Raw genomic sequence first — 12,591 nt, 5'->3', positions numbered from 1 at the left:
AATCAAAGGTTGTTTTTGTATCATGTATAAGTATATACCCATTCACGATTTTATTGAGGAAGATATTCAGCTAATGGTTATTTTTTTAGTGAATATTTTTCCATTAAGGCGTAAAGGGTTGGTCTGGTAATACCGAGTAAGCAAGCCGTATTGGACATGTTCCCATTACTGATAGACAGAGCACGGTTAACTGCTTCTCTTTCTGCATTTTCTCTTACAGTTTTTAGGTTTAATTCTATATTGGATTTGTTGCTTTCGTCATTGATAAGCACCAGATCTTTTTCAGTAATTCTTTTATCGTCGGACATTATGCAGGCCGCTTTTATTTTGTTCTGGAGTTCTCTGACATTCCCTGGCCATGAATATTGGATTAATGCCTGAACGGCTTCGTCGGTAAATCCGTTAATCTGTTTGTTAATTTGTTGACAACTGGTATGTAAAATAGATCGGGCAAGCAGAATTATATCCTCTCCCCGTTCTCTGAGTGGGGGGATATTAATGGTTATTTCACTGATGCGATAAAAAAGATCTTCTCTGAATGTTTTTTCTGTAACCATTTGCTGCAAATTTTGGTGGGTTGCACAGATGATTCGCACATCGACAGGAATATCCTCGCGCCCTCCAACCCTGGTAATTACTTTTTCTTGCAAAAAACGAAGAATTTTTGCTTGAAGGGGAGCTGGCATATCTCCTATTTCATCAAGAAACAGTGTTCCGCCTTCGGCACATTCCACTTTACCTTTTGTCATTTTAACTGCACCGGTAAATGCGCCTCGCTCATAGCCAAACAACTCACTTTCGAGTAATGTTTCTGGTATTGATGCACAGTTGATTGCGACAAATGGTTTTTTCTCTCTTTCACTCAGATTGTGAATTGACTTGGCTAAGACCTCTTTACCCGTACCACTTTCTCCCAGTAATAATGTTGTTACATCTGTCGGAGCAATTCGTTCTATCAGGTGACAGACTTTTTGAATTTGCGGGCTATTACCAATAAATCCGTTTTTATCCAGAGAATATTTTTTTAAATTTTCATTTTCCAGTTCAATATTTGCTAAAAATAGAGCACGATTGATGCTGACATTCAGTATATCCTTATCAATTGATTTTGGATAAAAGTCATAAGCACCTATTTCTATGGCTTTAAGAGCGTTTTCTTTTTCATCATTCCCTGTAATAACAATGACTTTTGACTTTGGTGATAATGCAAGAATCTCTTTTAACGTTGCCAGTCCTTCGCTGGAATTATCAGGATCAGGAGGCAGGCCTAAATCGAGAGTGATGACTTTAGGTTCATGCCGTCGCAGCGCGTTGATCGCTTCTGTTCTATCGTATGCCTGAACAACATGATAATCAGAAAAAGTCCATTTTAGCTGTTTCTGTATACCGGGATCATCTTCTATTATAAGTAATGTTTCCATCACACAGTGGCCTTATTTTCCTTGTTCAACTATTTAATACACTCAATATAACTCATCTTCATTATTAAAAATAAGACATCTATGGTGTAAGGCTGATATTGGTGTTGTTAGCTTTATAGATTAGGTCTAACTATTTGTATTCCCTCACTTCGAAGAGTGCAGATATGTATTATTATCTGAGCATTCGGATAGAGGAATATGAATTGAAAAACGGGTGCCTTGGCCTTTTTTTGACTCTACGCTGATATGTCCGTTAAGTTGTTCAATCATTTTTTTTGCATCGTAGGCTCCGATTCCCATTCCTGAGTTTCCTTTTGTCGTATCAAAAGGTTTGAATAATCGGTTTTCGATAAAGTCTTCACTCATTCCAATCCCATTATCTTCTATACAAATAACGTAGTCGTTTTTGGATGTTGATGTCTTTACAGCCACAGTGCCCTCTGGTGTCGTTGCATCCTGGGCATTTTGTATTAAATGTGAAAGCATATTTCGGAAGCGTTCGCGATCTGTATTGAGTGAAAATGGTTTCTCACTGGTTGTTTCATAAGTAGGATTGGGTTGTCCTATTTCTCTTTCATGACATGCTTGTTGAATAATTTTTTCAACATCGAACACTTCTGCTGAATTGGATTGTGGATTTTTCTTTTTCAGGTGATCAACAACTTTATTCAGACGGATAACCGCTGAGTCTATTGTGTCAAAAGCATCATCAATAAATTCTGGATTATCTTTATGGTGTTTGGCGTTTTTTGATAATAATTGCAGTTGTGCCAGAATATTTTTCAGGTCGTGAGCAAGGAAAGCTGACATTCGGTTGAATGTATCAAATTGTTCATTTTCGGTTAATTTCTTGTTGGTATGGTACAGACTTAAATATACCGCTAGTTGCTTACTTATAGCCCACATGAGATCCCTGTCTTCCCAGTTTAAATGATGAGTAGAGTTTGGTGGAGAAAGAAAACACACGGCTTTTACGGTATTTTTATCTGTAATGGGAATGATATAACTGAATGTTGTTATGGATGCTATTTCATTTGAATCAAATTTAAATGGAACCTTAGTTGTTTCATTTTTTAAGTCCTGAATATCAATAATCCAGTGGTGCTCAATAGCATTAGCTGATAGTTGTTCCAGTATGTTATCGGACTCAGGGTATTTTTCTGTTTGATTATAAAATGCTTTCTTTTTTAATTTGCCATTTTCCATAATAGCAAGCATCCCCCGTTCACAGTCAAAAGGACGTATCATTGCGTTGAGAGATACCTGATATGGTGAGTCGGCGTCTTCCTCAAGTGTTGATGCAAATTTTGTCCACTCTTCTCGATACTCATATTTATTGGCGTAGAAATGTTTGGTTATAAATACTTTTAGCTGTCTTCTTAATGACTCGGACATAAATAAGCTGGCCAGAATTAATCCGCTGAGAGCGAAGAAGATATTCTGAACCATATTTCCCCAATCACCGCCAATATATCGTATGTAATAACCGGTAAATGCCATGATAAGTAAATATATTCCGGCGACGGTTAACAGTGTACTGCTATACACAATATCCCGGGAAATATAGATTCGGGTTGACCATTCTTTAACTCGTCGTGCTGTCATGATAATCAACGGTAGAGTAATGATAGTGACCCATCCTCGCCCGTAGAAAAACATCGTGTCGATTCTGTTAGTTAATACCCCGTTGGCATAAAGAGCGAAGTCATAGGCAAATGTAACGCCCAGACCAAGGCAGATTGGCTTTATCATCCAGCGATCTTGTTTCGTGGTTCTTCGGTATAACTGTTCGATTAGCCACAGTCCAACGGAGGATTGAACCAGGTGTAACAGGATAATATAGCGATAGGGTAACCAGGCTATCCAGGAGTATGAGCTTTCCAGAAAAAAGCAAGAGGTTAGAAATAGTATGATTTGTCGGGTTACCTTATCTGTCGAGATAAGAGTTTTGATGTTAGGTTTTCTGGAAAGTGAACTGAGAAGTAATAGAAACCAGCTTAAATTCCGGATAGTTTCCACGGGTAAAAGCGATAGGACAGAAAAGTGATGGTAAAAATAAACCGATGAATTAAGAGCCCAGACGGAATTAGAGAGAGAAGCAAAGATGAGTAAAGAACGTTGAAAACTTTGTTGTCTGGTGGTGAGTAGCAGTAAAAAAAGAAACAAAAAGCCAACGGTGGATATGACATATCCAGTGGTTCCAAATGCGATGTTCAAGATCCAAATCCTTGCACTTTATTTTGTATTTCAGTTCCTCTTCGATAATAGCACTAGTTTGATTTCGCTTTGGCTCATGAATAAAAAAAACTGCTTCATTTTTAAGAAAATGAAGCAGTGAGTATGATGAAATTAAATCTTTATTTATTAGCCTTCTGAGTTTTTTGTTTTACGTCTATACTGGAAGCCAGCTAACCCTAAAAATGCAAGCCCCATTAAACTTAACATTCCAGGTTCAGGGACAACTCCCAAATCTAAGTTGCCGTCATTGTAGGTAACGAAATAGCCACTGGCCAAATCATTACCAATCGCACTCTCTATATCAGATTCACTCAGGCCTGTCAGAGCAGCCAATTGTTCGATGTATTCATCGGTAATATTATCCAGCGAGATATTGTCCGTCTGGGTAGTACTTGCGACTTCAGCGATTACTTTACCGTCATACATATCATAGTATGAAGAGGTCTCATCGAGCAGTTCGTATAAATCTACCCAGTTACCATCAATTTTTATATAAAAGTAGCCTTCTTCAACAGAGGTAACCTGAAGCTCTAAAGCAAGTTGACCAAACTGAGTAATTGTAGAGCCTTCTGAATTAATCTGAACATTAATACTACCTGTGTTAAGTTCTAACTCCATGACACTTTGAGTACCTGAATAGAGAGTCATCAAAGAGCCAGTATCGAAAGTAACTTTTGTCAAATAGTCGCTTCCGAAATTATAAAATGTACCAAAAGAACCGGTCCAGTTGGAAAACGACGCCGTCATGTCTCCAAAATCACTTACATTTGACTTAAGGTAACTGTAATCGGTGAAGCTGTCATTTTCCGTTATTGATCCGCTGCCATCATTGTCGGAAAATTGAACGAATGTGGCTCCGATGTAGTCGAAATTTGACACTTCAGTTATATTAGAAGTATCGCCGTCATGGTCGGTATCGATTCCCCATGTTACTCCAACTAAGTTGAGTGTTTGTGCGTTTACCTGACTGCATAAAACAAACGCAAAACATACTAAAAGAGGTTTCAAAATCTTGCTTAACATAAATCGTTTCCTCATACGGGTTTAATTTCATCATGTTTTGTTTATGCATTAATAGTGCCATTCTTTTTATTTCTTATTTATCAAATGGTTATGATTTTTTTTTGTGTTTTTTAAACTATAAAAAATAAAATTGTAAAAAATACTGTCATTAACTTGTGCTTACTTTTGATAATAATATTTATTCATATATTTTTAAGTAAATTAATTATCTTTTTTTTATTAAAAAACAATAGTTTATTTTTAAATCTTTGATTGTGTTTACAATAAATTTACCATTGTAAAACTTTTTGACAGTTGTTCTTATTGATAAATTAATTGTAAAATTTATAAGACAGCGTCGAGTTGCAGAAATTAGATTTTGCTCCATTATTAATAACTTTTGTGTGAAATGTAATCTCATAAATGAGATTTTTCTTTTGTGTAACACCCTGAAATTAATAAAATTATTTTTTCCCTTTCTATCAACAAAAAAATACATTTCTGTCGCTTTTCCACGTTGTGAACTTATCTTACTTTTATGTGCTAGAACTATATTAGACGGAGTGCAATTGTACTTGATGACGTCTGGTTGGAGGTGTCCTGTGAATAAAGAAAAGGTTATCAAGCCTGAATTAAACGGAAAGACTGTGCCATTTGAGAGACGTAATGAAGTTCGTATTTCCAAAGGTGACGAGGGTAGGCAAGAATCTCAGGCTGTGACTTATAAAATTGCAGTGGGAAAACAAGAAATTGAGGATGCTTTCAGACTGGTATGGAATAACTACGTTGAAGCGGGATTGCAGGAAAACAATCACGAAGGAATTCGTTTTACTAAATATCATTTATTACCTAATACAAAAGTTTTTATTGCTAATTACCATGAAGAATTAGCGGCAGGAAAACCAGAAGAATTTAAGAAAGGTAACGGTAAAATTGTTGGTACTGTGAGCTTAGTTCTTGATAGTCCGATGGGACTGCCGATGGAAGAGTTTTGTGGTGAAGAAATCGCGAAAATGCGTTCTCAGGGAAAGAGATTGGCAGAAGTTGTTGCATTTGCGCTTAATCCTGAATATTCAAAATATAAAGTTTTCCTACATATGTTTAAGCTGATGTTTCAATATGCTGCTATGAAAAATGTTACCGATTTATGCTGCTCTGTGACTCAGCGGCATATCAGATTTTACCGGAAAGTATGCCTTTTCGAGCCTATTGGGGATTTAGTACCTTACTCAGCGGCTTATAAATTAAAGGTTCAGGGGCACAGACTTAATATCGAAGAAGCAAATAAAAAAGCGGAGTTGTTTTATGCAGGAAAAGAATTTGATGCTGACTTACATCGTTTTTTCTTTACCGAAAGCTATAACCGTAGCAAAGGCGAAGGTAAGCCATTGTCTGAGGATTTACTGACGTATTTTATTTCTGAGAAAACACATTTTGTCGATACTTTGGAAGATAAAGACTTATCTTGTTTAAGAGCTCAGTATCAAGAAATAGGCGTCCGTTTCCCATTTTGATCTGATTTTTTAAAGATGTAATCGGATCACTGGCTAGGTTACATAAAAAATCAAAGGTGAAACTGATGGATACTCAAGAATATTACAGACTTGCTGTCACTCGTAACATAGGACTTATTAGCGAGGAAGAGCAAAATATACTCAAAGATGCCCGGGTCGCTGTTGCGGGTTGTGGGGGATTAGGCGGTCGGGAGCTGATCGATCTTGTCAGAATGGGGATCGGCTCCTTCAATATTGCTGATTTTGACGAGTTTAGCATTAAGAATATCAATCGTCAGGTTGGCGCGATGTCCTCTACTGTTGATCGGCCAAAGGTTGAAGTGATGGCCGGGATGGCTAAGGATATTCATCCGGGAGTTGATATCACTCAATTTCCCAAGGGTATTCAACCCGATAATGTCGAGGATTTTGTTAGAAATGCCGATGTAATCGTTGATGCGATAGATTTTTTTTCTATGCCGGCTCGTTTGCTTCTTTACCGTTCAGCCAGAAAGCATGGCAAGCCGGTTGTTTTTTCTGCACCATTAGGATTTTCAGGAACATTAAATGTTTTTATGCCGGATGGCATGAAATTTGAGGACTATTTTGACATAACAGACGATATGGCGTTGTTCGATCAGCTGATAGCTTTTGCGGTCGGAATTGCTCCAAGGGGAACTCACTGGGGTTATATGGATACCAGTAAAGTTGATTCATCGGATCATGCGGGACCTTCTCTGTCCTGTGCCTGTGATATTGCCACAGGGTTACTGACATCAGAAGTGTTAATTATATTGCTAAATAAACGACCACCAATGGCTGCGCCTCATTATATGCAGTTTGACGCCTATAGGTGTTTATATCGGAAAGGCAGGTTGCTTTGGGGAAATAAAGGTCCGTTGCAACGCATTAAACGTATGTTAGCGGCACGAAAATTTGCCGATCAACGTGATTTACTATAAATAAAGGAATAATTTTTTGATATATCCCGTTAATAACGATAGCTCTTGTTTGTTTTGCAGAGCTATCGTTTTTTTATGTTTCTAGATGATATTTGATGTGTATAAACATACATTATTCGTTTTTTCAGAAGATAATTAAGTATTATTCCAGTGAGTATTCCCAGTATATTGGCAGATAAATCAGAGAAAGAGGCTTGTCGGAGGGGCATGGGAATCTGTAACAGTTCCAGGGCTAAGCTGTAGAAAAAAAGCCCCAGATAATACAGATTCAGACTTCTCTTTTTATGGAAGATAAGAGCACCCAAACAGGTAAATATAAGATAAGCCAGCAGATGTAGGATCTTATCTAAGTGGTTAATTCCATAACTATTCATGCTTGGTATATGAATGTTTGGTGTGGTTCCACCGCTTAGGGATACGTATCCAATAAGAGACGCAAATATAACCAGCAGAATTAATTTTATGATTTTCATGTGCTAGTGGGATAACGAAACTTTTTTTAGTATGTGTTTTAAGTATATGACCGGTATGGCATAAGTGATAGCACTTGGATCTGATAATAGTGCTTCTTTCGTTGATTTCACTAAAACTTTATTAATGATCGCTATTACTTTTCCCGTTTCTGGTTCGTAAACAGGGCTTCCACTATTCCCAGGGTAAGCTGTTGCATCAAGCTGGTAGACAAGGTAAGGATTTTTGAGTCTGATTAGCTGTTTTACGGTCAGTTCTTTTGTCGTTCTGACAGGAACGGCAATTGGAGTAATGCATGAAATGATTCCATGATGTGTAACGGGATAAAGACCAAGAATGGCGCCAATAGGAAATCCGGTAAATGCTATCGATTCGCCTTCTCTGACTTTTCTGTTTGAAAGTGTTACAGGTTTTAGAGCCTTACCTGATATTTTTAGAATTGCAATATCATAGGTCAGGTCTATGGTGACAATTTCAGCATCTCGTATGTTGGGATTTTTCCCTCTTCCTGCAAATATCACGATTTTTTCTTTCTGATTACTATGCAGAAGTGTGGGTATTACATGGGCATTTGTAACGATAAATTTTCCATTTAATACCGCGAACCCTGTTCCTAAAAAGCGGGTATGCTGAGCAAGAGTTCTGCTGTAAGTACCTATGCCAACAACAGATGGTTGTATTGACTGAATCGTTTCTGGTAATCCGGCCGACACAGGCTTTGCGATTAAAAATAGCCATAAAACAGACCAGAATCGAAATTTATTCCACATACTTATCATTATTTGGTTAAATTATAACAGGTAAAATTGCTACTGATTGTTTATTGCTGCTTCATTTAAATCCTGCTTAAGGGTTATGAGTTTAGGATCCTTTGTTGTCACTCCCATCAATACATTTTGAGCTTGTTCCGTTTTATTTTCTTTAATCAGGCTTTCAGCGTAATGTAAGGCGATTTCAGAATTGGATTTTGCTAATTGGTAGGCTCTTTCTAATAATGAAGTCGCTTCATCTACGTTACCCGATTTAAGAAGGCAGTAGCCATGAGTATCTGCTATTTCTGGTTGTTTCCCCGCTAATTCAAATGCTTTTTTTGAATATTGACATGCTTTAGTATATTGATTTTTATCCATATAAAGCCATGACAGATTATTTAGTGCAATAATATTCTTAGGCTCTTTTTTTATGATAGTTTCATACAGTTTAATAGCATTTTCCGGATCAGTTTTACTTTGTATATCAGCCAAAAGAATATTTAATGGACGCCCTTTTATTGGGTGGTCCTTTATCACTTTTGATAAAAAGATAATAGCTTTTTGGCTTTCCCCGTTTAAAACATATGCAGAAGCCAGATCCTTGGCGGTTTCAAGCCCGGGATTATGTTTAAATATTTTTTTCTGAAATGCTACGGCTTCAGAAAAATCTTTCTGAAGGGCGTAAATTAATCCTTGTAGTCTGGCTGAGTAAGGCGTTTCTTTAATTCTTTCTGGTAACGTATTTAAAAGACGCTGTGCCTGACCCAGCTTTTTAGATTTGATTAACAAGCCCACTTTCATAAGAGGAAAACGGACATCATTTGGAAATATTTCCGTGGCTTTTTTAATTAGGTTTATTCCGGCGCCAAATTTTGTCGTTTTTTCACTGATGCTGATGTTACGAATATAGGCCTGAGCATCTGTTGGTGCCATCTCTAACCATTTTTTGTATGCTCTTTGTGCATTAAACCATTGTTTTTCAATGTAATAAATATCACCAATTAAAGACCATGTTTTGGCATTTTTTGTTTCATCGGGTAAGTCTTCAAGAAGTTTGGCCGCACCTTGAGGGTTGTTATCGATCACCAAGGCTTCGGCTTTTTGATGTATTAGCGCTAAATTTGTAGGATCATTATCAATCTGCTTGTTTATAAGACTTAAAGCCTGTTTCATTTTATTTAAGCGTTTAGCGCTAAGAATTAATACCTGAGTTGCCGACTCATCACCAGGGAGCATTTTTTTTGCTTCAAATGCTTGTTGATATGACTCTGGGAATTTGCCTTGATTTGCTAATACTTGTGCGAGGGCTATTTTAGCCTGAACAAAGTCTGGTTGTACTTTTAGGGCTTTTTTCAGTTCTTTTTCGGCAAGGTTAAATTGTTTTTTTAACTGATAAATTTTCCCTTTTAATGTTAGAGCATCAATATCATCTGCATTTTGCTTGAGCCATTTATTTGCAACGGCTTCTGCCTGAGTAATTTTTCCCAGTTTGATATAGTAATAAGCAATTCCTATTTCTGCTTTTCTTTTGTCGGGTTGCTCTGATATGGCAGACTGAAGTTCTTTTATGCCGGTCGCATCATTATCTGCCAGTTTTACCAGTCCTAACATGAGCTCATTTGAACTGCTCTTGTCGCTATCATAAGCCTTCGAGGCCAGAGTTAATGCATCTTCATCACGACCTAATTTGGATAGCTCTATGCTCATTTGCGAAATAAAGCGGTTATTATCTTTTGAATCAACATTCAGTTTGTCCATACTTTGAATTGCCTGATTGATATAGCCAAGTTTCATCAGAGTGACAATGTAAAGTCTTCTGGCAAAATGGTCTTCCGGAAGATGGGGGAGCACTTGTTTCAGTCTTCTGTTTGCTTGTTCATATAAGTTTAATTTATAGGCTGAAATGGCCGATATTAGCGTCGTTGCTATATTTTTTGAACCGTTATTCAATGCTTTATCAGCATGTTCTTTCGCATCATCATACTTTCCTTCAGAATAAAGTATGGTTGCTTTTAATTCGTTAGCAAGAGGATGATTTGGACTTATTTTCAGCACCTTATCTATATAAGGAGAAGCTTTCTCAAAGTGTTTTGAATAGACAAGAGATCGGGCAATAAAGAGACTGTAATGTAGAGCGTCTGGAGAAATTTTATAGGCTTTTTGGTATGTTTCTGTTGCTTTGTTAAATTGTTGTTGCGCAAATTCAAGATGACCTTTTAATACCCATATATCGCTGTTTTCCGGCGCTATTTTTAATGCCTGATTGATCAATTTTATAGCTTTTACTGGATTTTCTCCTGCTACCAGTCTGGCCTGAGCAAGGAGAGGATATGTGGATTGTTGTTTGAGGTCTTTTTTAATGTTTTTTAATACAGCTCTGGCACTATCTGCGTTCCCTAGATTAATTTCAGATAAGGCTTTAAGTCCAAGTAATTCGGCTTTCGATATGGAATTTGATATAGAGGATTCATCCACTAATTCAATAACATCTTCGTGTTTACCCTGATCTGAAAGTGCTCTGGCCAAGAGAGGTAATACTTCCGGTTTATTGGCACCTAAATGTAAGGCTCTTGATAACTCTTTTTCGGCTGAAGCATAATTGCCCCGTTGTAAATACAGCTTACCCAGAACCAATCTGGGTTGGGCGTCTTTAGGCGTATTTTGAATAGCATTTTTTAGTTCGATGATAGCGGCATTAACTTCATTATTGCTCAGGTATTTTTCTGCACTTTCTAAATAATTGTCCGCATAAGCTAAGCCTGTAAAAAGTATGACAGTTGCAGTTAAACCGACAAGTGAAAGACGTTTGGTCGTTTTTTTATTTTGCTTGTGCTGAGACATAACATTCCCTGATGCAAGTTGATGAACCATAAACACTTCCATGATAGACACTTTTTATCTTGGGTATTAAGACATCATTCAATCTTTTTGTTCTTGTCTCAATATTAAGAATGTCATGTGTTTACAATAGTGTAAAACAGGTGGATGGCTGATGAGACCGGTTAGAACTCACTTTACAGTAAGCTTCAAGTTTATACCTTGATTACTCAGGTATATAGTAATACAGGATATTAAGGATATACATATGTCGTCGTCCAGAGAAAGAAAAGGGATTCAATGTGAATGGTTTGAAAACCCTGATAAGCAATGGTTAGAGAAAGTATGGACAGACCTTGAAAACAGGGCTGATTCTAACTTTTTTTTAAGTTGGTTATGGATTAGATCTTGGCTGGATTGCTTTGTTGACCACTTTTTTTTACTTGAAGCAAAACGCTTAGGAAAAACAGTTGGGTTGGGAATTGTCGTTACTAAATCTGGTTTTTTAGGAACTAAAGGGATAAGAGTTAAACATTATTTGCATCGTACGGGCATCTCCGAAGAAGATCAGATCTGGATAGAATACAATGACTTCTTAATTTCGGATCAGAACACTGCCGAAATCCGACATGCTATGTGTGCAAGTGTTTATTATTGGTTAGGCCCGAGTGATGCCTTTATTGCAGGAGCCAGTAAGCCTGAGAAATTCTCTGATCTTAATGCTCTGGGATTATTTGAGCGTAAAATATGGGAAACAACCAATTATTTTCTGGAGCTCAATTGGCTGCGAGAGAATAATCAATCAGTTCTGGAATCTATTTCACGTAATTCTCGTTATCAAATTACCCGGAGTTTAAGAGAATATGAAAATATTGGTGAAATTTCAGTAAAACAAATGCAGACAAGAGCAGAAGCTCTGGAGCTTCTCGAACTTGCTAAACCATATCATTTAGCTCGTTGGGGAAACGGTCAGTCCGGTAGTGGATTAGCTAATCCTAAATTCATTTCCTTTCATGAAATGCTGATATCCCGAGGGCTTAGCAGCGGGTGTATTGAATTAAATCACATAAAAGCCGGCGATGAAACTATCGGGATTGTTTATAATTTTCGGTATAAAAAAGTACTCTATTTTTATTTTTGTTCAATGAACTATAGCCATGAAAGCTCTCATTTTAAACCGGGATTGGTTTCTCATTACCTTCTTATTAAGAAAGCGTTAGATGATGGTATCGATATTTACGATTTTATGGGAGGTGAGGCTCGTTATAAGTCTACGTTTGCAAATAAACAGGGTAAATTGGTTGTGTGTCAGTATGAACATCCCAGGTGTTTACTTTCTGTCGAAAATTTTGCCAGAGAAGTAAAACACAAGCTGTCTGAATCACCTTTAGGTGAAACTTTAAAAGAAAAAATTCATAGTAAAATGGGTTTATAA

At 37.1% G+C, this 12,591-nt stretch carries 9 protein-coding genes; 3 read left to right on the top strand and 6 right to left on the bottom strand.

From position 1 onward, the window contains the following. Positions 1-77: 77 nt before the first annotated feature. The 3 genes from prsR to LRQ06_RS04725 form a co-directional block, all read right to left on the bottom strand. The gene (prsR, locus tag LRQ06_RS04735) at positions 78-1,421 is read right to left on the bottom strand and encodes a PEP-CTERM-box response regulator transcription factor (protein WP_232765277.1); all 1,344 of its coding nucleotides are present in this window, start codon (positions 1,419-1,421) and stop codon (positions 78-80) included. A gap of 144 nt (positions 1,422-1,565) precedes the next feature. After that, positions 1,566-3,638 carry an XrtA/PEP-CTERM system histidine kinase PrsK gene (gene prsK, locus LRQ06_RS04730; protein WP_232765276.1) on the bottom strand — a complete coding sequence of 691 codons (2,073 nt, stop codon included), beginning with the start codon at positions 3,636-3,638 and terminating at the stop codon, positions 1,566-1,568. Positions 3,639-3,785: 147 nt separating this feature from the next. After that, positions 3,786-4,682, bottom strand: a complete 897-nt coding sequence (locus LRQ06_RS04725; RefSeq protein ID WP_232765275.1) for a PEP-CTERM sorting domain-containing protein — start codon at positions 4,680-4,682, stop codon at positions 3,786-3,788. A gap of 581 nt (positions 4,683-5,263) precedes the next feature. On the opposite strand from LRQ06_RS04725, the gene LRQ06_RS04720 reads away from it, so the two are divergent. Beyond that, positions 5,264-6,175 (top strand): N-acyl amino acid synthase FeeM domain-containing protein, encoded by a 912-nt coding sequence (locus tag LRQ06_RS04720; protein WP_232765274.1) that lies wholly within the window; start codon positions 5,264-5,266, stop codon positions 6,173-6,175. Positions 6,176-6,240: 65 nt separating this feature from the next. After that, a complete protein-coding gene (locus tag LRQ06_RS04715) occupies positions 6,241-7,116 on the top strand; it encodes a ThiF family adenylyltransferase (protein WP_232765273.1) in 876 nt (291 codons plus the stop codon). Positions 7,117-7,178: 62 nt separating this feature from the next. Here LRQ06_RS04715 and LRQ06_RS21185 read toward each other — a convergent pair whose 3' ends face one another. From LRQ06_RS21185 to prsT, 3 genes are read right to left on the bottom strand one after another with little or no spacing between them, the layout of a single operon-like run. Further along, positions 7,179-7,589, bottom strand: coding sequence for a VanZ family protein (locus LRQ06_RS21185; protein ID WP_373054805.1), 411 nt, complete (start codon positions 7,587-7,589; stop codon positions 7,179-7,181). A 3-nt stretch (positions 7,590-7,592) separates the two neighbouring features. Next, positions 7,593-8,357 carry a S1 family peptidase gene (locus LRQ06_RS04710; protein WP_232765272.1) on the bottom strand — a complete coding sequence of 255 codons (765 nt, stop codon included), beginning with the start codon at positions 8,355-8,357 and terminating at the stop codon, positions 7,593-7,595. A 39-nt stretch (positions 8,358-8,396) separates the two neighbouring features. Continuing rightward, positions 8,397-11,210 carry an XrtA/PEP-CTERM system TPR-repeat protein PrsT gene (gene prsT / locus LRQ06_RS04705; protein ID WP_232765271.1) on the bottom strand — a complete coding sequence of 938 codons (2,814 nt, stop codon included), beginning with the start codon at positions 11,208-11,210 and terminating at the stop codon, positions 8,397-8,399. A gap of 214 nt (positions 11,211-11,424) precedes the next feature. Between prsT and LRQ06_RS04700 the strand changes: the two genes are divergently transcribed. Then, positions 11,425-12,591 (top strand): GNAT family N-acetyltransferase, encoded by a 1,167-nt coding sequence (locus tag LRQ06_RS04700; RefSeq protein WP_232765270.1) that lies wholly within the window; start codon positions 11,425-11,427, stop codon positions 12,589-12,591.

The organism is Vibrio salinus (assembly GCF_021272385.1).
In the GTDB taxonomy this organism is placed as follows: domain Bacteria; phylum Pseudomonadota; class Gammaproteobacteria; order Enterobacterales; family Vibrionaceae; genus Vibrio; species Vibrio salinus.
Note: the sequence above shows the minus strand (reverse complement) of the source record. Positions and strands in the feature narration are given on the sequence as shown.

Excerpts from the sequence above, each read along its gene's own strand:
- prsR (WP_232765277.1), bottom strand. The coding sequence starts at position 1,421 with ATGGAAACATTACTTATAATAGAAGATGATCCCGGTATACAGAAACAG.
- LRQ06_RS04725 (WP_232765275.1), bottom strand. The coding sequence starts at position 4,682 with ATGTTAAGCAAGATTTTGAAACCTCTTTTAGTATGTTTTGCGTTTGTT.
- LRQ06_RS04715 (WP_232765273.1), top strand. The coding sequence starts at position 6,241 with ATGGATACTCAAGAATATTACAGACTTGCTGTCACTCGTAACATAGGA.
- LRQ06_RS21185 (WP_373054805.1), bottom strand. The coding sequence starts at position 7,589 with ATGAAAATCATAAAATTAATTCTGCTGGTTATATTTGCGTCTCTTATT.
- LRQ06_RS04710 (WP_232765272.1), bottom strand. The coding sequence starts at position 8,357 with ATGTGGAATAAATTTCGATTCTGGTCTGTTTTATGGCTATTTTTAATC.
- prsT (WP_232765271.1), bottom strand. The coding sequence starts at position 11,210 with ATGGTTCATCAACTTGCATCAGGGAATGTTATGTCTCAGCACAAGCAA.
- LRQ06_RS04700 (WP_232765270.1), top strand. The coding sequence starts at position 11,425 with ATGTCGTCGTCCAGAGAAAGAAAAGGGATTCAATGTGAATGGTTTGAA.